We start from the raw sequence: 22479 nt of genomic DNA, 5'->3' as shown, positions 1-22479 counted from the left end.
TAAGCCAACAGGCAAAATACCTCGCAAGAGGCTATGACCCCAGATGCTCCTGCCCCCCTCATTCCTGCCCGTTCCTGGGCCATCATCGACTCCACCCTGCGGGAGGGCGAGCAGTTCGCGCGCGGGAACTTCAAAACGGGGGACAAGATCGAGATCGCTCGGGCGCTGGACGCTTTTGGCATCGAGTTCATCGAAGTCACCACCCCCATGGTGGGGGCGCAGACGCAAGCGGATATTCGGCAGCTCACGCGCCTGGGCCTGCGAACGAAGATCCTCACGCACGTGCGCTGCCACATGGAGGACGTGCAGCGGGCCGTAGACCTAGGCGTCGACGGCCTAGACCTGCTGTTTGGCACGAGTTCCTTTCTGCGGGAATTCAGCCACGGCAAGAGCATTGGGCAGATTATTGACACGGCGCGCGAGGTCATCGGCTGGATCAAGCAACACCACCCTGATCTACAGATCCGCTTCAGCGCCGAAGATACCTTTCGTTCGGAGGAGGCGGACCTGATGGCGGTGTACCGCGCCGTCTCTGACCTGGGGGTCCACCGCGTCGGGCTTGCAGACACGGTGGGTGTCGCGACGCCCCGGCAGGTGTACACGCTGGTGCGCGAGGTCCGCAAGGTGATTCACGCGAACTGCGGCATCGAGTTTCATGGGCACAACGACACCGGCTGCGCCGTCTCCAACGCTTACGAGGCGATCGAGGCGGGGGCGACCCACATCGACACGACCATCCTGGGGATCGGCGAGCGCAACGGCATCACGCCGCTGGGAGGCTTCCTGGCGCGGATGTTCACCTTTGACCCGCAGGGGTTGATCGACAAGTACAACCTCGAATTGCTCCCGGAACTCGACCGCATGATTGCCCGCATGGTGGACCTGCCCATTCCCTGGAACAATTACCTGACCGGCGAGTTCGCCTACAACCACAAGGCCGGGATGCACCTCAAGGCGATCTACCTCAACCCCGGCGCGTACGAGGCCATTCCGCCCGCCGTCTTCGGTGTGGGCCGCCGCATTCAGGCCGCCAGCAAGGTGACGGGCAAGCACGCCATCGCCTACAAGGCGCGGGAACTGGGCCTGCACTACGGCGAGGACGCCCTGCGGCAGGTGACGGACCACATCAAGGCGCTGGCCGAACAGGGCGAACTGGATGACGCCCATCTGGAACAGGTGCTGCGCGAGTGGGTCAGCGCCTAGGAACCGGGACAGGCAAGGGCCGTTCTTCCCCCGGCAAAAGGTGCTGAAATGGGCCGCAGATGGACTCGCTCGTTGTCCCCACCCATTACCGTGTCCTCTCCCCTCCCCAGGCTGAAGGGGGCAAGACGGTCGCCGTCTTTCCCGAGGCCGCCGGTGACCTTCAGGCCCGTGCGGCGGCCTCGGGAGCACCTCTGAGCGTGTTTGTGGAGGCGGTGGACGCAGGAAGCGTCACCCTCCGCGTCTTCACGCCCCTCAAGGAAAAGGGCAGCTCGGATTCAGGCGCCCTGGCCGCGCTCGCCTTCCTGCACGGTCAGGGCGAGCTGCTGGACGTGGTGGACGTGCGGATGGGTGAGGAGGTGCTGCCCGCACAACTGTGCGGCGGCGAGTGGCTGCTGCGGCAGGGCGAGGTGCAGGTGACCCAGGCGCCGCCTGTGGACCTTTCCCCGCTCGGGCTAGAGGCCAGGAGCGTGCAGGTGGCCTCGGCAGGCCGCCCCAATCTGATGGTGGAGACGTCCGACACGGCGGCGCTGGACGCCCTCACGCCGAACGCGGAGGCGGTCGCAGCGGTGAACCGAGCAACCGGCACGACGGGCCTGGTGCTGTACGCGCCCGGCGGCCCCGGGCGGGCAGAGGTCAGCTTCCGAGCATTCGGGCCGCTGAGGGGCTTTGAGGAGGACGCGGCCAGCAGCCAGATGTTCGCCTGCCTGGTGGGAGCCCTGGGGGCGCAGGGACGTCTCCCGGAGGGAACGAACCTGCTGAGGGGTGCGCAGCGAATGCCCGGCACACCGGCGCGCCTCACCGCGCAGTATGCGGAAACGGGCGGCGGGTTCGAAGTCTGGGTGGGCGGCTCGGCGAGAAGGCGTGACCCGTGACGGCCCTGGCCGATCTGCGCCGGGACGCCTCCGCCTCTGCCGTCACCGCGGGCTTCGTCGCCGTGGTGGTGGGCGCGGCGAGCAGCATCGGGCTGCTGGTGGGCGCGGCACGGGACCTGGGGCTGACCCACGACCAGACCGTCAGCTGGGTGCTGAGCTGCTACCTGGCCATCAGCCTGTCCGGCGCCCTGCTGACCTGGCGGCACCGCGCGCCCGTAAAAATGGCCTGGACCACACCGGGCCTCGCGCTGGTGGCCTCGCTGGCGGCTGCACGCGGCCTGCACTACGCGGAGGTGCTGGGGGCCTACGTCCTGAGCGCCCTGCTGATGACCGTGCTGGGCGTGACGGGCGCTTTCGAGCGGGTCACCGCGCGCATTCCACCCGCCCTGGCAAACGCGCTCCTCGCCGGGGTGCTCCTCCCCTTCGTGCTCGGGGCCTTTAGGGCGCTCCCCCAAGCCCCTGTCGCGGTGGGCGGGATGCTGCTGGTGTTCTTGACGGGCCGCGTGTGGTTTGCACGCTGGGCGATTCCGGCGGCACTGCTGGCCGGGGCCACCCTCTCGCTGCTGGTGGGGGGGTGGGGCCGCTGACGGGCGGCGGCCTGGGAACCCTCGTCTGGACCACACCCGAATTCACGGTGCGGGGCCTGCTGACGCTCGCGCTGCCGCTCACCGTGCTGAACCTCGCGTCGCAGCAGCTTCCCGGCGTGGCCGTGCTGCGCGCCTGCGGGTTTGCACGGGTGCCCACCTCGCCCCTCATCACCTGGTCGGGCGTGGCAAGCCTGCTCTCGGCGCCGTTCGGCGCGCACACCACCACGCTCGCGGCGATCACGGCGGCCATCGCGGCGGGCGAGGAGTCGCACGCAGATCCCGAACGGCGCTGGGTGGCGGGGCTGAGTGCGGCCTTCTTCTACCTGCTGTTGGGGGTGTTCGCGGGCTGGGTGGTGGGTGCGGTCGCGGCGGTCCCCGCACCCGTGGTGGCGGCCTTGGCCGGTCTGGCCCTGGTGTCCACCACGCTGACGAGCGTGACGGCCGCGCTCGCCGACGAGCGGGGACGGGAGGCCGCCTTCCTCACCCTGGCCGTCACCGCAAGCGGCGTGACCTTTCTGGGGGTGGGAAGCGCCGTGTGGGGCCTCCTCCTGGGGGGCGGGTTGGTGTGGGTGAGCCGGCAGCGCCGCCCGTAGGCCGCCACGAACGGCGGTGGAGGAGCAGAGCGCCCATGCCCTTACACTGCCCTCCATGAAGCTCGCTGCCATCCGCGCCCAGTTTCCGCCGCTCGCCTCCGGCCGCGCGTACCTCGACAACGCGGCGGGCGGGTTGTTGCCGGCTCGGTCCATCGCCGCGATCACAGACCACCTCACCCGTTACGGGGCCACGAACGCCATGCCCGGGCACCGGCCGGGACGGGAGGTGCTTGCCCTAAAACAGCGCGCGCGCGAGGCGACGGCCCTCCTCCTGAACGCAAACCCCGAGGATGTGGCCCTGGGGCCGAGCGCGACCGCCCTCAGCTTCCGGCTGGCCGCGGCCTTCGGGCGGCTGTGGGGGCCGGGGGACGAGGTGATTCTCAGCGGCCTGGAACACGAGGCGAACGCGAGTCCCTGGCGCGAGCTTGCACAGGTGGGGGTCACGGTACACGTCTGGCACGCGCGGCCGCCCGAAATGTCCCTGCACCCGGACGACCTCGCCGCGCTCCTCTCGCCCCGCACCCGCCTGGTGGCGGTCACAGCGGCGAGCAACGCCCTGGGCGTGAGCGTGGATATCCCCGCCGTCACGGCACAGGCGCGCGCGGTGGGGGCGTGGACGGTGGTGGACGCCGTGCATGCCGCCCCTCACGCCTTCCCGGATGTGGCGGCCTGGGGAGCTGACTTCGTGACCTTGAGCCCGTACAAGGTGTGGGGACCGCACCTGGGGGCCCTGTGGGTCTCGCCCGAACGCCGCGCGCATCTGCCCTGGCCACGGCTGAGCTTCGTGCCGGAAGGCGACATCACCGGCCTGGAACACGGCACACCGCCGTTTGAACTGCTGGCCGGGTGGCTGGGTACGCTGGACTACCTGCGCGACCTCGGCGGGCACGAGACCCTCTCCCGCGCCGCGCTGGAGGCGGCGTCCGCCCGGATCGGCAGGCTCGAACAGCCCGTCGCGCAGCGCCTCCTTTCCGGTCTGCTGGAGACGCCCGGCGTCACGGTCTACGGGCCGCAGACGACGGCTGGCCGCGTGGGCACGGTCGCCTTTCGGCTGAAGGGAGAAGCCCCGGAAGTGACGGCAGAACGCCTCTCGGAAAAGGGCGTAGACGTCGCCGCCGGGCACTTCTACGCCGTGCAGCCCCTCAGGGATCTGGGCCTGTATCCGCAGGGCGTGGTGCGGGCCAGCATCGCCCATTACACGAGCCTGGAGGACGTGGAGCGGCTCCTGAGGGGTCTGCTGGAGTGGGGTTGAGGAAGCTACCGCCCCCAGGCGTGAAGCTTCTCCCCAGCGGCCTTCATCCCCCCGGAGGGGGAAGAACAGTACCCTCCCCCCATGAACCGCCTCGCGCAGGAAACCAGCCCGTACCTCCTTCAGCACGCGGATCATCCGGTGGACTGGTGGCCCTGGGGGGAGGCCGCGTTCGCCGAGGCGCGGCGGCGGGACGTGCCGGTGCTGCTTTCGGTCGGCTACTCGACCTGCCACTGGTGTCACGTGATGGCGCACGAGAGCTTCGAGGACCCGGTGACCGCCGAGTTCATGAACGAGCACTTCGTCAACATCAAGGTGGACCGCGAGGAACGGCCCGACGTGGACAGCATCTACATGACGGCCACCCAGCTGATGACCGGGCAGGGCGGCTGGCCCATGACGGTCTTTCTGACCCCGGACGGCGAGCCCTTCTACGCGGGCACCTACTTCCCGCCGGAAGACCGCTACGGCATGCCGGGTTTTCGGCGCCTGCTGGCCAGTGTGGCCTACGCCTGGAAGCAGGACCGCGACAAGCTGACCGGAAACGCGCGGGCCCTCACCGAGCACCTGCGCGAGGCCAGCCGCCCCCGCGCGCCGGGAAGCGACCTGCCGAAAGACTTCCTGCGCCGCGGGGTAGAGAACCTGCGCCGGGTGTACGACGCCAACCTGGGCGGCTTTGGGCGCGCACCCAAATTTCCCGCGCCGACCACGCTGGATTTCCTGCTCACACAAGCGGACGGACGGGACATGGCCCTCCACACGCTGCGCATGATGGGCCGGGGCGGCATCTACGACCAGCTTGGCGGGGGCTTTCACCGCTACGCCGTGGACGAACGCTGGCTGGTGCCGCACTTCGAAAAGATGCTGTACGACAACGCACAGCTGACACGGACCCTCCTGCGCGCCGCTCAGTACACGGGCGACCCGACCTGGACGCGCCTGGCCCGCGAGACCCTCGCCTACCTGGAACGCGAGATGCTCTCGCCGCAGGGCGGCTTCTACAGCGCGCAGGACGCAGATACGCAGGGGGTGGAGGGCCTCACCTTCACCTGGACGCCGCAGGAGATCCGCGAGGTGCTGGGCGAGGGACCGGACGCTGACCTCGTGCTGCGCGTGTACGGCGTGACGGAGGAGGGCAACTTCGAGGACCCGCACCGCCCCGAGTACGGGCGGCGGAACGTGCTGCACGTCCGCACCGCCGTGGCGGACCTCGCGCGCGACCTGGGCGAGCCTGCGGAGAAGCTCAGCGAGCAGCTGGAGCGTGCCCGCCGGCGTCTGCTGGAGGCTCGCGCCCAGCGGCCCCAGCCCGGCACCGACGACAAGGTTCTCACCTCGTGGAATGGCCTGGCGCTGGCCGCCTTCGCGGACGCGGGGCGGATTCTGGGCGAGGCGCATTACCTACAGCTCGCTCGGCGCAACGCGGCCTTTGTGCGCGAGCACCTGCGCCTCGAAGGCGGCACCCTGCGGCACACCTACAAAAACGGTGAGGCGCGGGTAGAGGGCCTGCTGGAAGACCACGCGCTCTACGGCCTAGGGCTGGTGGCGCTCTATCAGGCGGGCGGCGACCTCGCGCACCTGGAGTGGGCCCGCGAACTGTGGGAGATCATCCGCCGTGACTTCTGGGACGAGGAGGCGGGCCTCTTCCGCTCGACCGGGGGCCGGGCCGAGGCGCTGCTCACCCGGCAGGCCCAGGGCTTTGACTCGGCCATCCTCAGCGACAACGCCGCTGCCGCCCTGCTGGGCCTGTGGATGAGCCGCTACTTCGGCGACGAGGAGGGAGAGCGGCTGGCCCGCTCAGTCGTCCGCGCGTACCAGGGCGATATGCTCGCGGCAGCGAGCGGCTTCGGTGGGCTGTGGCAGGCCGCGGCCTTTCTCGAAGCCCCACACGTGGAGGTGGCCCTCATCGGCACACCCCAGGAACGCGCTCCCCTGGAACGCGTGTTGGCCCGTTTTCCCCTCCCCTTCGCGGCCATCGCGCCCGCAGAGCGTGGAGAAGGGCTCCCTGTGCTGGAGGGGCGGCCGGGAGGGGGCACCGCCTACGTCTGCGTCGCCCACACCTGCGACCTGCCCACACGGGAACCGGAGGGGCTGGCGGGGCAGTTGGAGCGGCTGCCAGGGTAAGCTCGGAGCTCTGGGAGCTGCCCTGTTGGCCGGGGTCACAGGGATGGTATCCCTCCACCGAAACCCGTAGCAGTCACTTCGCAGGCGACGCGAGGAGTTCATTCGAGCGGACAAAGGCCGTGAGAAAACGCGGCATCACCGCCATCTGGCTCGCGTGGGCCCGCAGGGCACGCAGTTTGATGTTCTGCTCCTGGGGCGTGAGGTCCACCCGAGTCCAGGGCAGACGGTGGCCGCGTGGGGGAATCAGCAGCGGGAACCCCTCGTGCAACCCCTTGGGAACGGGCCATTCCAGACCGCCGTGGACGATCCAGAACCGCTCGCGGCCCTGCTCGCCGCGTGCCGCCAGCAGGCGCTGGGTCACCAGGCTGGTGGCCTGGTGATCGTGGTGAAAGTCAGCGGTGGAGGGCAGGAGCACCACGTCAGGCCGTACCCGGTCGAGGACCGTTCCCAGGTCGCGCTCCAGGCTGGCGGCGGTGTACGGGGCACCGGGCGAGAGCGCCTGGGCATAGGGCACATGCGTCGCCCCTGTGTACCGCGAGCGGGTGGGGGTGGCCGAGTGGGCGCGCAGCAGTCTCAGCAGGCTGCCATCGGGGTAGCCCAGGAAAAACAGGTGGTCACGCGGCACACCGAGCACACTGGCCGCGTGGGTGGCCTCCGCAAGGCGGTCCTGGCCCAACCGTTCCAACGCTCGGCCACGGGGGTGGGGCGTGTGTTCGTGCAGCGCCGCATCGAGCTCGAACCCGTCGCCGCTCGTCAGCCACACAATGTACACCTGTGCTCCGGCAGCCAGGGCATGTTGAATACTGCCCGCACAGCACAGGCTCTCGTCGTCGGGGTGGGGGCTGACCACCAGGACACGCTGCCCGGCGCGGTAGCCGGGGGCGGCAGGCAGGGCCGTCACCTCAGCCGCCGCACGCGGGTACAGCAGGCGCAACGCCGAGGGGGAGTTGATCCCAAAGGCGGCCAGCCATGCGGCAAAGAGAACCGCCCCGGTCCACGGGAACCGCCCGCGCTTCTGGATTAGGGGCAGCGCAACTCGCGTACGCCCTCCGGAGCCGCCACAAAGGCCCGCTGCGCCATGCCCAGGAAAAACCCCGTTTCCACCACGCCCAGCGTGCCCTTGAGCTGCCGTTCGAGCCCGGCGGCGTCAAACCGCTCCGGAAGCTGCGCGTCATAGATGTAGTTGCCGTTGTCTGTTACGTAGGGCTGCGCGCCGGGTTGCCGCAGTCGCCCGCCAGGAACGAGTTGGCGTAACCGCTCGATGGTGGACAGAAAGCCGAAGCGGGCGATCTCGACCGGCAGGGGTGCTTTCTCGCCCAGCCGAGTGACGAGCTTGGTGTGATCCGCGATGATCACGAGCTCGCGCGCCTGCACCTCGGTCAGCTTCTCGCGCAGCAGCGCCCCGCCCAAGCCCTTGATCAGGTTGAGCTGGGGATCGATCTCGTCTGCGCCGTCGATGGCGAGGTCCAGGGGCCGGGGGTCGAGCGGTTCAACCGGAATGCCGACCCGCCGCGCGAGCGCTTCCGAAGCGTCGCTGGTCGCGACCCCCACCACACCGCGCAGGTCGCCGGACGCCAGGCGTTCTCCAATCGCCTCAATCGCGTATTTCGCGGTGCTGCCGGTGCCCAAACCGACCCGCATGCCGCTTCTGACCAGCGTGACCGCGCGCAGGGCCGCCTCCTGTTTCAGCGCCTCCAGCTCAGGCATCGCGCCTCGCCTTCTGATCAGCTTCGATGGCGGCAGCAACGGCATCCGCATGCCCGTCCACAGACACATTTCGCCAGGCTTTGACCAGCCGCCCATCCGGGCCGATCAGGAAAGTCTCTCGCTTCACGCCCTCCACGACTTTCCCGTAGAGGTTCTTGGGACCAAAGGCCCCCAGGCTCCTCAGGAAGCTTGCGTCCACATCGGTCAGAAGCGGGAAGGGCAGGCTGTGCTTCTGGGCAAAGGCGCGGTGGCTCTCCGCGTCGTCGCGGCTCACACCCAGAATCACCGCGCCGAGGGAGTGGAGCCGGGCGCTGTCGCGGAAGTCGCAGGCTTCCTTGGTGCAGCCGGGTGTGTCGTCCTTGGGGTAGGCGTACAGGACGACGTAGCGGCCCGCGTAGTCGGAGAGGCGGTGGGTGCGGCCCTCAGCGTCGGGAAGGGCGAAGTCAGGAAAGGGGTCACCGGGTTGGAGGCGAGGGGCAGGGCCAGTCATGCCCTGAGGGTAACAGGCGGGAACACAGCAGGCCAGACAGGACGCGGGTATCCTGGGAAACGTGAATCTCGCGCCCTACATCGACCACACCCTGCTCAAGGCCACCGCCACCGCCGCCGACATCCGTCAGCTTTGTGCCGAAGCGCGGGAGCATTCGTTCTACGCGGTGTGCGTCAACCCCGTCTATGTGCCGCTGGCCAAAGCCGAACTCGCAGGAACGGCCGTCAAGGTCGCCACCGTCTGCGGCTTTCCGTTGGGCGCGGTCCTGCCCGAGCAAAAAGCGGTCGAGGCCCGCCTGAGCGTGGAGGCGGGGGCAGACGAGGTGGATATGGTCATCCACATCGGCGCGGCCCTAGAGGGGGACTGGGACGCCGTGGAGGCGGACGTGCGCGCGGTGCGGCAGGCCATTCCAGGTACGGTGCTCAAGGTCATCATCGAAACCTGCTACCTGGATGACGCACAAAAGCGGGCCGCGACAGAGGCGGCGGTTGCGGGTGGAGCCGATTTTGTCAAGACCAGCACCGGCTTCGGTCCGGGCGGCGCGACGCCTGCGGACGTACGGCTGATGGCGGACGTGATCGCGGGCCGAGCGCAGCTCAAGGCGGCGGGCGGCGTTCGCACCCCCGCCGACGCCCGAGCGATGATCGAGGCGGGCGCAACGCGGCTGGGCACGTCGAGCGGCGTGTCCCTCGTGCAGGGCGGGGAGGCCGGTTCTGGCTACTGAGGGCGTGGAGGTGATTCTTGCCTCGGGCAGTCCGCGTCGGCGAGAGCTGCTGGCACATCTGGGCGTGCCGTTCCGCGTCGTGGTGAGCGGCGAGGCGGAAGACAGCCCAGAACGTGACCCCGCGCGGCTGGCCAGAGAACTCGCCTCGCTCAAGGCTTGGGCCGTTGCGCGAGGCCACCCCGGCGCCGTGGTCATCGCGGCGGATACGGTGGTGGCCGCCGGCGGCGACCTGCTGGGCAAGCCGCGGGACGAGGCCGAGAACCGCGCCTTTGTGCAGCGGCTCTCGGGACGAACCCACCAGGTGTACACGGGCGTCACGGTCGTGAGCGGCGGACAGGAGTCCGGGGGCGTGGAACGAACGGACGTGACCTTCCGCACCCTCACCGAACCCGAGATCGCCCACTACGCCGCGACCGGTGAGGGCCGCGACAAGGCGGGCGGCTACGGCATTCAGGGCGCTGGCATGGCGCTGGTGGAGCGCGTCAATGGGGATTACTCGAACGTGGTGGGCTTTCCGCTCGCGCTGGTGATCCGGCTGCTGCGCGGCGCGGGCGTGGCGGTATGGGGGGAGGGGCAAGCCCCCAGGGCTATTCGACCCGCGTCTCCACCACGATCTCGCTGTTGAGGCTGGCCGCGACCGAGCAGTACTTCTCGTGGCTGAGGTGGGCGGCCCTTTCTAGCGCGTCCTCCGTCACGCCCTCGCCGCTCGCGATATGGCGCACCGTGATCCGGGTGTAGCGTTTGGGGTTGGTGTCGGCACGTTCGCCTTCCACCTCGATGCGGTAGCTCGCCAGGGGAGTGCGGCGCTTTTTCATGATCTCCACCACGTCATAGGCGGTGCAGGTCGCGAGCGCCCCCAACAGGGCCTCCATCGGGGAGACGCCCACCTTGACGGGACTGTTGTCGATCAGGAGCTGATGGCCGCTCTCGCTGACGCCGACGTACCGCTGCTCGCCCAGCCAGGTGACGTGCATGGTTTTCTTGTGGGGTGTCGTCATGCCAGCAGCCTAGCGCGGCTCAGGCCGTCTGGTCTTCTGGGTCCAGCTCGGACAGGCGGTCACCGAGGTCGAAGTCTTCCTCATCCTCGTCGGGCAGGGGGAGGCACACGCGGAAGGTCGCGCCGCCACCAGGTGTGTCCAGCACCTCGATGGTGCCCCCATGCGAATGAACGACCTGTTGGGCGATGGTCAGGCCCAGCCCCGTCGAGCCCGCCTCCTTGCCGCGGTAGAACTTGTCGAAGATGCGCGGCTTGACGTGATCGGGAATCCCAGGACCGCGGTCGACCACCGTGGCGCAGGCCCGCCCGTCTTCCTGGGTCACGCTCAGGCGCACCAGATCGGGCGTGCCGCAGACGCGGATAGCGTTACTCACCAGGTTCACGAACACCTGGGTGAGGCGGCCCGGATCGCCGATGATCTCCAGGTCAGGGGCGTCGGCCTGCACGCCGTAGTCGCGGCCCACCTGCCGGACGATATTGCCCAGGTTCACAAAGTGCATCTCGATGCCCTGCACGAGTTCGCCGCGGGAGAGTTGCAGCAGATCGTTGACCAGCCGGGTCATATTCTCAGCGACGCGCTGGGCGTCTTGCAGGGTCTGCGAGCCCCCCACCTCACGCTCCGCGCGCCGCAGGTACCCCAGCAGGGCGGTCAGGGGCGTACGCAGCTCGTGGCTGGTTTCGGCCAGAAAGGTCTTCTGGAGTTTCAGGGCTTCTTCCAGCTGCTCGGCCTGGACTTCCAAGCGTTGCCGCTGGGCTTCCGCGATGCCGCGCAGCCGCTCGACCTCCTCCAACCGGGCCTGGAGGGAGAGGTTGAGCTCCCGGATTTCCTGCTCGGCCCGCTCGCGGCGGTCGCGGGCATCCGCCTCGGCAACAGCACGCCTCACGCTGGGGGGCAAGCGCTCCAGACGCTGCTTGAGGATGTAGTCGGTCACGCCCTCACGCAGCGTATCGACCGCCGTTTCCTCGCCCATCGCGCCGGTCACGATGATGAAGGGAAGGTGCGGGGACCGGGCGTGCGCGGCGCGGAAGGCCGAGAGGCCGTCATAGCTGGGCAGCGCGTAGTCACTCAGGACGAGATGTGGTTGGAACGTCTCCAGGGCCTCCAGGAAGCCCGCCTCGTCCTCCACGCGGCGGATGTCAAGCGGCCAGGGCAGCTCGCCATCCAGGCTCATCACCACCAGTTCATGGTCGAGCTCGTTGTCTTCGAGGTGCAGAACCCGCAGGGGCTGCCCGGGTTCCGGCATGGCGAGTCCGGTGCTGGTCATGGGGTGCCTCCACCAAGGGGCAGGGTCACGTGAAAGGCGGCTCCCTGTCCGGGGAAGCCCTCGGCACGAACGCGGCCCCCGTGGCGGGTCACGATGCGGCGAACGTTCGCCAGACCAATCCCGGTCCCTTCGAACTCCTCGGCGCGGTGCAGACGTTGGAACACGCCAAACAGTTTATCTGTGTAGCGAGGGTCAAAACCTACGCCATTGTCACGGACGGTGACCGTCACTTCGGGGCCGTTCAGCTGGGCCGTGACCTGAATGCGGGCGTGCTCGCGGGTCCGGGTGTACTTGATGGCGTTGGCCAGCAGGTTGGTAAACACCTGGGTGAGCAGCCCCGCATCACCCTGCACCGTGGGGAGCGGCGCGAGCTCGAGCGTTATGTCGCGGTCCGCCCGGTCGGGTTCCAGGTTGTGCCACGCCTCCTGCACGACTGCGCTCAGATCGACCGGCCCGCGGCGCAGCTCGCGGCGGCCCATCCGCGAGAACTCCAGCAGGTCGTCGATGAGCTGGCTCATCCGGCCCGCCGCATCGGTCATCACCGAGAGGTACCGCTCGCCCTTGGGGGAGAGTTGCCCGGCCGCGTCCTTGCGCAGCAGGTCTCCAAAGCCCACGATGTGCCGCAGCGGCGTGCGCAGGTCGTGCGAGACGCTGTAACTAAAGGCTTCGAGTTCGCGGTTGGCGTCCTGGAGTTCCAGGGTGCGCTGCATCACCCGTTCCTCCAGCGACTGGTTGAGCGCTTCTAGATCCGCGCGGGCCGTCTCGGCCTGAGCCCGCAGGGCGTCGTTGTCGAGGGCCGTGGCGAACCGCTTGGCGAGTTCGTGGGCCAGCTCGTGGTCACGGTCGGTGGGAGGCTGGCGGTAGGTCAGGCCGAGCACACCCCGCACCGACCCATCCCGGCCGACCAGCGGGTACAGGGCCGCGCCGGAAGCGTTCACCTCATGCAGCCCAGGATGGCTCGCGTCCTGAACAAACAGCGGATCCTCGTGGCGCAGCACCTGATCCAAGGCCTGACGAATGGCCTCACGGGTCGCGGGTGATACCCGGCGGGGGTCCAGGCGGGAGGCCGCGAGCAGGGTCAGGTCGGGGGTGGTGCTCCACAGCCCCGCACTCTCGGCCAGGCGAGCGGTAATCCGGTCGAGCGCAGCCTGGTAGTGATCCCCACGAGAGGCGAGGGGATCGTTGGCGGGCGCGGAAAGCTGTTCCGACACGTCGGCGAGGAGACGAGCAGCCGCTTCCGCGTACACCTGGTCATCTACGTCGGTGCTTGTGCCCACCCACTCGATCACCTGTCCCTGCGCGCCCCGCACCGGTAGGCCGCGGGTGACAAAGGTGCGGTAGCGGCCATCCTGGCCCAGCAGGCGGTGTCCCGCCTCAAAGGGCCGCTCCGCCTGCACCGCCGCCGCCCAGCGGGCCTGGTACTCGCTGCGGTCGTCGGGGTGCACCAGGCTGAGGAACCCGTACCCCGCGCGGTCTGCCCCCACATACTCCTCCCAGCGGCGGTTGAAGTAGGTGGGCTGGCCCTGCGGGTCGGTCAGCCACACGATCTGCGGCATGCCCTCCAGCACGGCGCGGTAGCGTTCCTCACTTCGCTGCGCGAGCCGCTCCGCGACCAGGCGGTCATGGATGTCGGTGGCCGAAGCCACCCATTCGGTCACGCGACCTTCTCCCCCGTGACCGGCCTCGCTGGAGATGGGCGCGACGCGCACCACGAACCAGCGGTACTGACGGCCCTCCCCCACCGCCAGGCGAACCTCACACTGGGTGCGCGCGCCGCTGGCGTAGGCATCCCGCCACAGGCGCTCGTAGACGGGGCGGTCTTCCGGGTGCACGCGGTCATGAACGTGATCCCCACCCAGGCGCTCACGGTGCTGGGCGTTGACGTACGTGACCTGCCCCTGCGGATCGCTCACCCAAAGGACATGCGGAATAGCGTCCAGCACCGCGCGGGAGCGGCGGTCTCCCGCTTGAAGGGCGCGCTCAGCCTCGACGCGCTCCGTCACGTCCCGCACCACCTCCAGAAGCCCCAGCAGTTCGCCTTGCGGCGCCGTCACCTCGCTGCGCTGTCCTTCGCCCCAGAACACACTCCCATCCGCGCGGCGGTACGGGGTGGTGAGCGCCTGGAAGGTCGCCCGGCCCGCGAGGCGGCGGTCGAGGTGCAGGTCCGCGAGGGGCTGGCCGATCAACGCCTCCGGGGTGTACCCGAATTGCCGACCCAGCGCTCGGTTGACCAGCCGCACCCGCCCCTCGGGATCCGTAAAGGCCGCCGCGTCCTGGATGGCCTGAAAGATCGCCTCGAACTCGGCGCGGGAGCGCTCCAGACGCGCCTGAGACTCGGCCACCGCCGCCGCTGCGCTCTCGGCGCGTTCCCGCGCCTGCACCTGCTTTTGCATCAGCAAAAAGGCCAGGCCCGCCACGAGCAAACCGGCCACCAGCAACAGCACCGGGACGGCCGCCGCCGCATCCCGGCCAAAGGTCGCAGGCGCGCCCAGCACCAACGTCCACTCGGCTCCGGCAAGGTTCAGAAGAACGCGCTGAGAAAAGCCGTCCTCCGGTGCTGCGGGGCCCGGGCTGAGCCGCTCTCCGTTCAGCAGCACCCGCACGTTGACACCTGCGACCGCATCCGGGGGCACCAGGGCCGCCAGAAACTGGTCCGTACGCAGCGCGAGGTACACCAGGCCCCGCAGGGTGTCGCCCTGGCGCACCGGGAGAAAGAGCAGCATGCCGTCCAGCGGCCTGCCCTCCTCGTCGCGCTGCACCAGCTTCACCGGGCAACTGATCTGGGTCATGCCGTGGGCCAGGGCCCGGAGGATGCCAGCCCGGCGGCAACGCTCGGTCATCATGTCAAAGCCCAGGGCAGCGCGGTTGGTGGCGTGCAGGGGCGCGATTCGTTCGATCACGGCCCGCGGTCCAGCCCGCCCCTGCGACCACTCGACAAAACCCACCGCGAGCACGCCCGGATAGCGGTGGGAGAGCGCCAGGTTGTCCACATAGGCCGAAAAGGCGGCCTGGTCAGGCGTCCCCTGCATCTGCCAAAAGGCGCGGACGCCGCGCAGCAGATTCTCGTAGTCGCTGAGGCGGCCCTCCAGGCTGGAGGTATAGGCGCTCACCTCCCGCTCAAAACGGGCCTCCTGCTGGTCCAGCACGAAGCGGTGCAGCAGGGCCGCCGCACATAGGCTGAGCAGCAGCACCAGCAGCAGCACGGCGAGCGGCCACCTGCGGCGACGGGAGAGCATCAGGCGGCCTCCTCCAGCGCCGCCAGAAAGACGCCGACCGGTACGCGGACGCCCGTCCAGGCCACAAAGGCCAGGCGCGCCTGATGGGCCAGCATCGAGAGGCCATTTTCCGCTTGGAGGCCGCCGCGACGAGCTTCCCGCAGCAGCCGGGTCTCGCGCGGCTTGTAGACCATGTCGTACACCAGCGCGCTGGGCGGCAGGGCCGCAAAGTCGAAGCCGGGTAGCGGCGTTTCGTCCTGATGGGCGAGACCTGCGCTGGAAGCGTTCACCACCAGGCTCACCTGTTCCCAGGGCACCTCCTCCCGCGCTTGGGCCAAACCGCCCAGGTCACGGGTCAGCGCCTGAGCGCGGCCCGGCGTACGGTTGACCACCCGCACGTCCCACCCCTGCGAGCGCAGCGCCCACACCGCCGCCCGCGCCGCACCACCCGCGCCCAGCACCACCGCCACACCCGCCGCGGGTGCGCCCGCATCCGCCAGAGCCGCGAGAAAGCCCGGCGCGTCAGTGTTCTCTCCGATCAGCCGCCCTCCGCGGTGAATGACCGTGTTCACCGCCCCTATCGCCTGCGCAGCCTCCGACAGGCTGTCGAGCAGCGGCAGCGCGGCCTCTTTATGCGGCAGGCTGAGGTTCGCGCCCAGCACGTCCGGAGCGCGCAGCCGTTCCAGTGCGGCGGGCAGGGCCGCGGAGGGCACCCGCACCGCCGCGTACTCGCCGGACAAGCCGGCGTGCGCAAAGGCCGCACGGTGGAGCGCTGGAGAGAGGGAATGCGCGGCCGGATCAGCGTACAGAAAGGCACGCCACACGCCAGAAACAGGCCTACCAGAAAGGGTCATGCCGGAGTCCACGCGTTCGAGTCTAGTGTACGGTTCCGTTGGGGAGGGCGCGAGCGCGGCGAGCCTTTGCGCCCCCGTTCACACTTCCCTTAGGCGGCCCCGCAGGGCCAGAGATTGTGTACCGGCCCACGCCTCCCCCAGCCAGCACGCCAGAAAATAAGCGTGTCCGAATGACGTCTTTCCTCCCCGACTCCCCCAGACCACGCGTGGGGGGAGAGTGCGCCTTGCCGCACCCCAGCACCAACGACAGGAGCCACATTGACAGACCGTACTCCCGGCCGGCCCAACACCACCCCCACCCCCTCGCCCACTGCCAGCAGCACCGCGACGGTGCAGCTCGCCAACCAGCGGGAAGCCTTTGCGCTGCTGGGCGCAGGCGACGCGAACCTGCGCCGGATGCGTGAACTCACGCCCGCCAAGATCATCGCGCGGGGCGAGACCGTCACCATCACCGGAGACCAGGCCGACGTGCAGGCCGCCGAACGCATGGTCCGTGACGCCCTCGACGTGGTGCGCTCCGGCAGCGAGCTCACGCCCGAGAGCCTGCTGCGCTCGGCCCGCCTCAGTGGCGAGGGCCGCAGCCTGGCCCAGGAAACGCAGGTCACGGGCCTGAGTCTTCCGCGCAGCCTGAAACCCAAGACGCCCGGCCAGCGGGCCTATCTCGAAAAGATCGAGTCTTCCGACATCACCTTTGGTGTCGGTCCGGCTGGAACGGGGAAAACCTACCTCGCCGTGGCCATGGCCGTGCAGGCCCTCAAAGCCAGAAAGGTCAAGCGCATCATCCTGACCCGCCCGGCTGTGGAGGCGGGCGAGCGGCTGGGCTTTTTGCCCGGTGACCTTCAGGCGAAGATCGATCCCTACCTGCGTCCCCTGTACGACGCGCTGTACGACATGCTCGACCAGGAAAAGTTCGAGTCGTACCTCACGAGCGGCGTGATCGAGGTGGCCCCGCTGGCCTTTATGCGCGGCCGGACCCTCAACGACGCCTTTATCATCCTCGATGAGGCGCAGAACACCACCGGCGAGCAGATGAAGATGTTCCTCACGCGCATGGGCTTTTCCTCCAAGGTCGTCGTGACCGGCGACGTGACGCAGATCGACCTGCCGCGCCACGTGACCAGCGGGCTCGCCATCGCTAGGCGCGTGCTGGGCAACATCGAGGGCATCGCCTGGCACGAGTTCAGCGATGTGGACGTGGTGCGTCACCCGCTGGTTGGCCGCATCATCAAAGCCTACGAGAAGGCCGAGGAGGCCGAACAGGACAAACGCGCCGCGCGGCGGGGCGAGTTCGCGAGCATTCCAGAGGACGAAGGGGACCGGTAACCGGGGCACGCCGGGGGCAGAGAGCCAGCAAGGCTCCTGCTCCCGCCTGTTGAGGCCGCGCTGCTCCGTACCCCTGCTGCCCTATGCTGCGAACGTGATCGACCTCATTGCCCGCAAGACGCCGCCCCCCGGTCTGCGTCCAGCCCTGCGCGCCGCTCTTACCGCCGCGATGCGGCATTTCGGCGTGGAGGACCGCGAGGTGACGGTGGTGCTCGTGGGAGACCGGACCATTCGCCGCCTCAAGCGCGAGCATTGGGGCGAGGACGCACCCACCGACGTGCTGAGTTTTCCAACCTGGGAGCCGGGGGACCCCTTTATGCCGCCGCACCTGGGAGACATCATCATCAGCCTGGACACGGCGGGGCGACAGGCGCAGGCGCGGGGGCATTCCCTCACACGGGAGGTGGCCCTCTTGGCCAGCCACGGCCTTACCCATCTCGTCGGGCACGACCACCCGCACGCGGAGGGCCTGGGCTTCGAAGAGGGCGCGACCGGGCCGGAATGGCAGGTGTTTCATGACGCCTGGGCGGCGGCGCGAGCGGCCCTCCCCGAGGGGGCATGAGCGGCGGCTCCGCGCTCTCCCTGCGCCGCTGGGTGCGCTCGGCGGGCTTTGCGTGGGCGGGCATCGCGCATACCTACCGCACCCAGGCGAATTTTCGCATCGAGGTATGGGCCGCCGTCCTGGCCCTGGGGCTGGCGCTGGGGCTGCGCGCGCCGCTCGCACCCATCCTGCTGGCCTGCGCGCTTGTGCTGGGCCTGGAACTGCTCAATACCGCCCTGGAAGCGGTGGTTGATCTCGCGAGCCCGGGGCTGCACCCACTCGCCAAAGCGGCCAAGGACGCCGCCGCGGGGGCTGTCCTCGTCGGCAGCCTGGGCGCACTGCTTGTCGGAGTGGCCGTGCTGGGGCCAGCGCTGCTGCGCCTGCTGACCTAGAGCACGCCTCTCGCCCGTTCCCTGGCCTTTTCAGAAGGTTCATCAAGCGCCCTTTCCCCAAAGGAGGCTGTGCTAGACTCTGTCGCATCTATGGAGCCTCCCAGTTCTGGCTCTGAGCGGATGCCCGGCCTTCACCGCCTGCGGGCGGGTTTTTTGCTGACGGGCACCACAGATTCCGGCGACCGACACCCGGCTTCCTGCGAAGTGGGGTGGGCAGCATGGGCCTTGCGGAACGCCGGGGCGCGAAGGAGCGCGCCCATCCATGAATGACATTCTCGGTATCGTTGCCCTGTTCGTCCTGGTCCTGATGAACGGCTTTTTCGTCGCGGCGGAGTTCGCCTTGGTGAGCGTGCGGCGCACCCGCATCGATCAGCTCGCCGAGGAGGGCAACTCGACGGCTCGGGCCACCCAGAGTGCCCTGCAAAACCTCGACCTGTACATCGCCGCGACGCAGCTGGGCATCACCATGGCCAGCCTGGCGATCGGCTTTGTGGCCGAGCCCGCCATCGAGCATCTGGTTCACCCGCTGCTGGGGGACACCACGCTGACCGAAGGGCAGATCACCGCGATCTCGTTTGGCGTTGCCTTTACCATCAGCACGGTCTTGCACATCGTCTTCGGGGAGCTCGCGCCCAAGTCCTGGGCCCTGCAACGCAGCGAGCAGGTGGCACTGCTGGTGACCCGGCCCCTGCTGGTCTTTACCAGCATTTTCCAGTGGGCCATCCGGGGGCTGAACGCGCTGGGCAACGGGGTGGTGCGCATGTTTGGCCTGAAGGGTGTGGCGGGACACCACACGGCCTACTCCGAAGAGGAAATCCGGATGATCGTCAGCGCCTCCAGCCAGGAAGGCGTGCTGGAGGACGAGGAAAAGGAACTCGTCTACAACGTGTTTGACCTGTCCGACACCACGGTGCGCGAGGTCATGACGCCGCGCATTGACATGGTGATGGTGGACGCGTCTTCCCCCCTGCGGCGCCTCCTCGAACTGAATGCCGAGCACGGGTACTCGCGCGTGCCCGTGTACCAGGACAGCCCTGACAACATCGTGGGCATCGTCCATACGGGTGACGTGCTGCACCACCTTGACCAGCTTGACGAGATCCTGATCGCAGACGTGATGCGGCCGGTGTACTTCGTGCCGGAGGGCATGAAGATCAACGACCTGCTCGCCAAGATGCGCGAGAAAAAATCGCATATGGCCATCGTGGTCGACGAGTTTGGCGGTACCGCCGGACTGGTCACGCTGGAAGACGCCCTAGAAGAGATTGTAGGGGAGATCTATGACGAGACGGACGAGGAGGAAAAACCTCTGATCGAGGTGCTCGCAGAAGGGGTCTACCTGATGGACGCCAGCCTGACCGTGGGCGAGGTCGAGGAGCGCCTGGGCACCAACCTCGAAGACGGCGAGGGTGAGTACGACACCCTCTCGGGGTTCATGACCAGCCACTTCGGGGACATTCCGGAGGTCGGACAGAGCTTTGTGCACAGCGGTTGGGTCTTCACGGTAGAGGACGCCGACCAGCGCCGCGTGACCCGCGTGCGGGTGGAACGCGCTCCCACGGTGATGCTTTTTACCCCTCAAGAGGAACAGCCCCATGAGTAAAGTTTCTTGCAGCCTCCCTGACCCGCAACTGCTGGAGGGCGCCAAAGCCGCCTTCAAGCAGGCCTACGCCCCCTACAGCCGCTTCCGGGTGGGCGCCGCGCTCCGGACCAGCGACGGCCGCGTGTTCTTCGGCGCGAATGTCGAGAACGCCAGCTACGGTCTGGGCCGCTGCGCCGAACAGAGTGCCGTGCAGGCGATGGCGACAGCTGGAGCGCGCGAGTTCACCGAGATCGTGGTGTACTCGGAAGCCACGCCGCCGGCCAGCCCCTGTGGTGCCTGCCGCCAGATTCTCTTCGAATTCAGCCCTGAGGCCCGCGTAGTTTGCGTGAACCAGCATGGCGACGTGGTGAGCGGGCGGGTCGCGGAGTTTCTGCCGCACGGCTTCCGACTGGAACAGCGGGACGATGGCCACGAGGTGGGAACGCTCTAGGCGCTCCTGCTCCTACGAGCGGCCCAGCCGGTTTTGCTCCGCATAAGCGCCGGGAGGGGAGAACCCTGGGCGGCTCTCCCCTCTTCCGACGGTCATGACGTGGTGCGGAGGTTCAGTCGTGGGCGGCAGCCACCTCCTTTTCCCCGTGGAACTGCTGCTCTTCTGTGCTGCCGGTCAGGGCCGTGGTGCTGCTCTGGCCGCCGCCCGCCGCCGTGCTGACGAGGTCGAAGTAGCCGGTGCCCACCTCGCGCTGGTGCTTGACGGCGGTAAAGCCCCGGTCCTGCGCGGCAAATTCCTTTTCCTGCAGCTCCACAAAGGCGCTCATCTGCTGGCGGGCGTAGCCATAGGCGAGCTCGAACATGGAGTAGTTCAGGGAGTGGAAGCCCGCCAGGGTGATGAACTGGAACTTGTAGCCCATCGCTCCCAGTTCGCGCTGGAAGCGGGCAATCGTCTCGTCGTCGAGGTTCTTCTTCCAGTTGAAGCTGGGCGAGCAGTTGTAGGCGAGGAGCTTGCCGGGGTACTTCGCGTGGACGGCTTCGGCAAAGCGGCGAGCGTCCTCGAGGTTGGGCACCGAGGTTTCGCACCACAGCATGTCAGCGTAGGGCGCGTAGGCCAGGGCGCGGCTGATCGCCTGCTCGATTCCGGGACGGACGTAGAAAAAGCCTTCGGGGGTACGCTCGCCGGTGCAAAAGGGCTTGTCGTTGTCGTCGATGTCGCTGGTCAGCAGGTTGGCAGCGTCGGCGTCGGTGCGAGCGATCAGGACCGTGGGCACGCCGCACACATCGGCTGCGAGGCGAGCGGCGTTCAGGGTACGAATAAACTGCGAGGTGGGCACAAGCACCTTGCCGCCCAGGTGGCCACACTTCTTTTCCGAAGCGAGCTGGTCTTCGAAGTGAACCCCGGCGGCCCCTGCCTCGATCATCGCCTTCATAAGTTCAAAAGCGTTCAGAGGACCGCCGAAGCCCGCTTCCGCGTCGGCCACGATGGGCACGAAGTAGTCGATGTCGTCCCGGCCCTCGGCGTGCTGAATCTGGTCGGCGCGGCGCAGGGTGTTGTTGATCCGGCGCACCACGTCCGGCACGGAGGAGGCGGGATAAAGGCTCTGGTCCGGGTACATCTGTCCGGCGTTGTTGGCGTCGGCCGCCACCTGCCAGCCGGAGAGGTAGATCGCCTTGAGGCCCGCTTTGACCTGCTGCATCGCCTGGTTCCCGGTGAGGGCCCCGAGGGCATTCACAAAAGGTTCTTCTTTCAGCAGGCGCCACAGCTTCTGTGCGCCGTGCCGCGCCAGGGTGTACTCGATGGGCAAGCTGCCGCGCAGGCGAACGACATCGGCAGCGGAGTAGTTGCGCCGAATGCCCTGCCAGCGCTCCTCGGTCTGCCAGGTTTTTTCCAGGATTTCGGCGGGCGTACGGGGCGTTGGGGTCATGGGAGCCTCCTTGCTCAGAAAAAGAGGGACGGTCCTGCCTACGGGCAGGAGCGGAAAACGCTTCGGTGAGGCTGGCGGCCTCGGGGTGACGAGGCCATTGTGGGCAAGCGGCGCCCGCCGGAAAGGTGGTGTACTCGTGTGGAGGGGAGGTACACCACTTTGTCAGGTACACCACCACGGTGGCCCAGCACAACGCCGCCTTGTCCCCGGAAAGGGCAGGCGGCGCAACGGGGCAACCCAAAAGACGCTAGGTTCCTACCGCCAGACCGAGCCACCGCCCCAGTTCGCGCTCAAAGGCGGCGTGCTGCTCGTGGTGATAGAGCAGTCCGTGAAAGCCCGCCGCCCGCGCCGCCTCGACGTTCTCTTCCACATCGTCCACAAAGGCGACCCGCGAGGCGGGCACACCCATCGCCTCCGCGAGCGCCGCAAAGGCATGCGGGTGCGGCTTTTTGTGCCCGATTTCGTTGCTGAAAACCAGGGCGTCAAAGCGCGCAAACCGGGGATCGCGGCGCAGGTGGTCACACACCACGGGGTAGTTGTTGCTCAACAGACCAACGCGCACCTCACGGGGCAGGCGCTCCAGTGTGGCGTACATGGGCAGGTTGTCGTGGATGCTGCCCAGGTACAGCGCCTCAAACTCCCCGTAGGAAAGGGTGATGCCGGTCTCCTCCCGCAGCACCTCCCAAAACTGCGGGAGGCTCCACGCCCCCACTTCCAGTTGGCGCACGTGCCGGAAGTAGCTCTCGCGCACCTGCTCGACGGGAATGCCGCTGCGGTCAGCCAGGTTCTGGGTAGAGCGGCCATCAAAGGTGCCGACCGTAAAGACGCCGCCCCAATCGAAAGCGACGTGACGGGGGGCGTGGGAGGTGGGAAACGTCATGGAGCGA

General features: G+C 68.3%; 22 protein-coding genes. 13 read left to right on the top strand and 9 right to left on the bottom strand.

Features of this window, described 5'->3' with window-relative positions; all coding sequences use genetic code 11:
- The first annotated feature begins 33 nt into the window (after positions 1-33).
- From lysS to EI73_RS02745, 6 genes are all read left to right on the top strand, one after another.
- Positions 34-1203 carry a homocitrate synthase gene (gene lysS, locus EI73_RS02765; RefSeq protein ID WP_034383974.1) on the top strand — a complete coding sequence of 390 codons (1170 nt, stop codon included), beginning with the start codon at positions 34-36 and terminating at the stop codon, positions 1201-1203.
- Positions 1204-1262: 59 nt separating this feature from the next.
- Positions 1263-2075 (top strand): PhzF family phenazine biosynthesis protein, encoded by an 813-nt coding sequence (locus tag EI73_RS02760; protein WP_034383972.1) that lies wholly within the window; start codon positions 1263-1265, stop codon positions 2073-2075.
- Positions 2072-2662: a benzoate/H(+) symporter BenE family transporter gene (locus tag EI73_RS16820; protein WP_255344494.1), complete on the top strand. Its 591-nt coding sequence runs from the start codon at positions 2072-2074 to the stop codon at positions 2660-2662. The genes EI73_RS02760 and EI73_RS16820 overlap by 4 nt, the downstream gene beginning before the upstream one ends.
- Positions 2650-3255, top strand: a complete 606-nt coding sequence (locus tag EI73_RS16815; RefSeq protein WP_255344493.1) for a benzoate/H(+) symporter BenE family transporter — start codon at positions 2650-2652, stop codon at positions 3253-3255. Before EI73_RS16820 ends, EI73_RS16815 begins: the two co-directional genes overlap by 13 nt.
- A 55-nt stretch (positions 3256-3310) precedes the next feature.
- Entirely contained in the window at positions 3311-4507 is a 1197-nt protein-coding gene (locus EI73_RS02750) for a cysteine desulfurase-like protein (protein ID WP_034383970.1), read from the top strand.
- A gap of 81 nt (positions 4508-4588) precedes the next feature.
- On the top strand, positions 4589-6625 hold the full coding sequence (locus EI73_RS02745) for a thioredoxin domain-containing protein (RefSeq protein ID WP_034383968.1): 2037 nt from the start codon (positions 4589-4591) through the stop codon (positions 6623-6625).
- Positions 6626-6698: 73 nt separating this feature from the next.
- On the opposite strand, the gene EI73_RS02740 is transcribed toward EI73_RS02745, so the two are convergent.
- From EI73_RS02740 to EI73_RS02730, 3 genes are all read right to left on the bottom strand, one after another.
- Entirely contained in the window at positions 6699-7526 is an 828-nt protein-coding gene (locus EI73_RS02740; RefSeq protein ID WP_231557270.1) for a PIG-L deacetylase family protein, read from the bottom strand.
- A gap of 119 nt (positions 7527-7645) precedes the next feature.
- On the bottom strand, positions 7646-8332 hold the full coding sequence (gene rpiA, locus EI73_RS02735) for a ribose 5-phosphate isomerase A (protein ID WP_034383963.1): 687 nt from the start codon (positions 8330-8332) through the stop codon (positions 7646-7648).
- Positions 8325-8822 carry a peroxiredoxin gene (locus EI73_RS02730; protein ID WP_034383961.1) on the bottom strand — a complete coding sequence of 166 codons (498 nt, stop codon included), beginning with the start codon at positions 8820-8822 and terminating at the stop codon, positions 8325-8327. The genes rpiA and EI73_RS02730 overlap by 8 nt, the downstream gene beginning before the upstream one ends.
- Positions 8823-8883: 61 nt before the next feature.
- Between EI73_RS02730 and deoC the strand changes: the two genes are divergently transcribed.
- Together deoC and EI73_RS02720 are read left to right on the top strand one after the other, a co-directional pair.
- Positions 8884-9546, top strand: a complete 663-nt coding sequence (gene deoC, locus EI73_RS02725; RefSeq protein ID WP_034383959.1) for a deoxyribose-phosphate aldolase — start codon at positions 8884-8886, stop codon at positions 9544-9546.
- Between the two features lie 10 nt (positions 9547-9556).
- Positions 9557-10171, top strand: coding sequence for a Maf family nucleotide pyrophosphatase (locus EI73_RS02720; protein WP_051935550.1), 615 nt, complete (start codon positions 9557-9559; stop codon positions 10169-10171).
- On the opposite strand, the gene EI73_RS02715 is transcribed toward EI73_RS02720, so the two are convergent.
- The 4 genes from EI73_RS02715 to aroE are packed head-to-tail and all read right to left on the bottom strand — an operon-like array spanning position 10134 to position 15877.
- Complete coding sequence (locus tag EI73_RS02715; RefSeq protein WP_034383956.1) at positions 10134-10544, bottom strand: OsmC family protein; 411 nt, start codon at positions 10542-10544, stop codon at positions 10134-10136. The genes EI73_RS02720 and EI73_RS02715 overlap by 38 nt on opposite strands.
- Before the next feature lie 19 nt (positions 10545-10563).
- The gene (locus tag EI73_RS02710; RefSeq protein WP_051935389.1) at positions 10564-11808 is read right to left on the bottom strand and encodes a hybrid sensor histidine kinase/response regulator; all 1245 of its coding nucleotides are present in this window, start codon (positions 11806-11808) and stop codon (positions 10564-10566) included.
- On the bottom strand, positions 11805-15044 hold the full coding sequence (locus EI73_RS02705; RefSeq protein WP_051935388.1) for a PAS domain S-box protein: 3240 nt from the start codon (positions 15042-15044) through the stop codon (positions 11805-11807). Before EI73_RS02705 ends, EI73_RS02710 begins: the two co-directional genes overlap by 4 nt.
- Positions 15044-15877: a shikimate dehydrogenase gene (aroE, locus tag EI73_RS02700; protein ID WP_051935387.1), complete on the bottom strand. Its 834-nt coding sequence runs from the start codon at positions 15875-15877 to the stop codon at positions 15044-15046. Before aroE ends, EI73_RS02705 begins: the two co-directional genes overlap by 1 nt.
- A 258-nt stretch (positions 15878-16135) precedes the next feature.
- Here aroE and EI73_RS02695 point away from each other — a divergent pair, with 258 nt between their 5' ends.
- The 5 genes from EI73_RS02695 (at position 16136) to cdd (ending at position 20166) form a co-directional block, all read left to right on the top strand.
- Complete coding sequence (locus EI73_RS02695) at positions 16136-17200, top strand: PhoH family protein (RefSeq protein WP_034383952.1); 1065 nt, start codon at positions 16136-16138, stop codon at positions 17198-17200.
- Between the two features lie 94 nt (positions 17201-17294).
- Entirely contained in the window at positions 17295-17762 is a 468-nt protein-coding gene (ybeY, locus tag EI73_RS02690) for an rRNA maturation RNase YbeY (protein ID WP_034387582.1), read from the top strand.
- The gene (locus EI73_RS02685; protein ID WP_034383950.1) at positions 17759-18133 is read left to right on the top strand and encodes a diacylglycerol kinase; all 375 of its coding nucleotides are present in this window, start codon (positions 17759-17761) and stop codon (positions 18131-18133) included. Before ybeY ends, EI73_RS02685 begins: the two co-directional genes overlap by 4 nt.
- A 262-nt stretch (positions 18134-18395) precedes the next feature.
- Positions 18396-19736 carry a hemolysin family protein gene (locus EI73_RS02680; RefSeq protein ID WP_034383947.1) on the top strand — a complete coding sequence of 447 codons (1341 nt, stop codon included), beginning with the start codon at positions 18396-18398 and terminating at the stop codon, positions 19734-19736.
- Entirely contained in the window at positions 19729-20166 is a 438-nt protein-coding gene (cdd, locus tag EI73_RS02675; RefSeq protein WP_034383944.1) for a cytidine deaminase, read from the top strand. Before EI73_RS02680 ends, cdd begins: the two co-directional genes overlap by 8 nt.
- Before the next feature lie 112 nt (positions 20167-20278).
- Here cdd and aceA read toward each other — a convergent pair whose 3' ends face one another.
- Together aceA and EI73_RS02665 are read right to left on the bottom strand one after the other, a co-directional pair.
- Complete coding sequence (gene aceA, locus EI73_RS02670; RefSeq protein WP_034383942.1) at positions 20279-21592, bottom strand: isocitrate lyase; 1314 nt, start codon at positions 21590-21592, stop codon at positions 20279-20281.
- A gap of 247 nt (positions 21593-21839) precedes the next feature.
- Positions 21840-22472 carry an HAD family phosphatase gene (locus EI73_RS02665; RefSeq protein ID WP_034383940.1) on the bottom strand — a complete coding sequence of 211 codons (633 nt, stop codon included), beginning with the start codon at positions 22470-22472 and terminating at the stop codon, positions 21840-21842.
- Positions 22473-22479: the final 7 nt, after the last annotated feature.

It is taken from the genome of Deinococcus sp. YIM 77859 (genome assembly GCF_000745175.1).
GTDB lineage: Bacteria > Deinococcota > Deinococci > Deinococcales > Deinococcaceae > Deinococcus.
This window is presented reverse-complemented; position numbering and strand designations above follow the sequence as displayed.

What these genes read in the sequence shown, in the direction of transcription:
- lysS (WP_034383974.1), top strand. Translation starts at nt 34, where the DNA reads ATGACCCCAGATGCTCCTGCCCCCCTCATTCCTGCCCGTTCCTGGGCC.
- EI73_RS02760 (WP_034383972.1), top strand. Translation starts at nt 1,263, where the DNA reads ATGGACTCGCTCGTTGTCCCCACCCATTACCGTGTCCTCTCCCCTCCC.
- EI73_RS02750 (WP_034383970.1), top strand. Translation starts at nt 3,311, where the DNA reads ATGAAGCTCGCTGCCATCCGCGCCCAGTTTCCGCCGCTCGCCTCCGGC.
- EI73_RS02745 (WP_034383968.1), top strand. Translation starts at nt 4,589, where the DNA reads ATGAACCGCCTCGCGCAGGAAACCAGCCCGTACCTCCTTCAGCACGCG.
- rpiA (WP_034383963.1), bottom strand. Translation starts at nt 8,332, where the DNA reads ATGCCTGAGCTGGAGGCGCTGAAACAGGAGGCGGCCCTGCGCGCGGTC.
- EI73_RS02730 (WP_034383961.1), bottom strand. Translation starts at nt 8,822, where the DNA reads ATGACTGGCCCTGCCCCTCGCCTCCAACCCGGTGACCCCTTTCCTGAC.
- EI73_RS02715 (WP_034383956.1), bottom strand. Translation starts at nt 10,544, where the DNA reads ATGACGACACCCCACAAGAAAACCATGCACGTCACCTGGCTGGGCGAG.
- EI73_RS02710 (WP_051935389.1), bottom strand. Translation starts at nt 11,808, where the DNA reads ATGACCAGCACCGGACTCGCCATGCCGGAACCCGGGCAGCCCCTGCGG.
- EI73_RS02705 (WP_051935388.1), bottom strand. Translation starts at nt 15,044, where the DNA reads ATGCTCTCCCGTCGCCGCAGGTGGCCGCTCGCCGTGCTGCTGCTGGTG.
- aroE (WP_051935387.1), bottom strand. Translation starts at nt 15,877, where the DNA reads ATGACCCTTTCTGGTAGGCCTGTTTCTGGCGTGTGGCGTGCCTTTCTG.
- EI73_RS02685 (WP_034383950.1), top strand. Translation starts at nt 17,759, where the DNA reads ATGAGCGGCGGCTCCGCGCTCTCCCTGCGCCGCTGGGTGCGCTCGGCG.
- EI73_RS02680 (WP_034383947.1), top strand. Translation starts at nt 18,396, where the DNA reads ATGAATGACATTCTCGGTATCGTTGCCCTGTTCGTCCTGGTCCTGATG.
- cdd (WP_034383944.1), top strand. Translation starts at nt 19,729, where the DNA reads ATGAGTAAAGTTTCTTGCAGCCTCCCTGACCCGCAACTGCTGGAGGGC.
- aceA (WP_034383942.1), bottom strand. Translation starts at nt 21,592, where the DNA reads ATGACCCCAACGCCCCGTACGCCCGCCGAAATCCTGGAAAAAACCTGG.
- EI73_RS02665 (WP_034383940.1), bottom strand. Translation starts at nt 22,472, where the DNA reads ATGACGTTTCCCACCTCCCACGCCCCCCGTCACGTCGCTTTCGATTGG.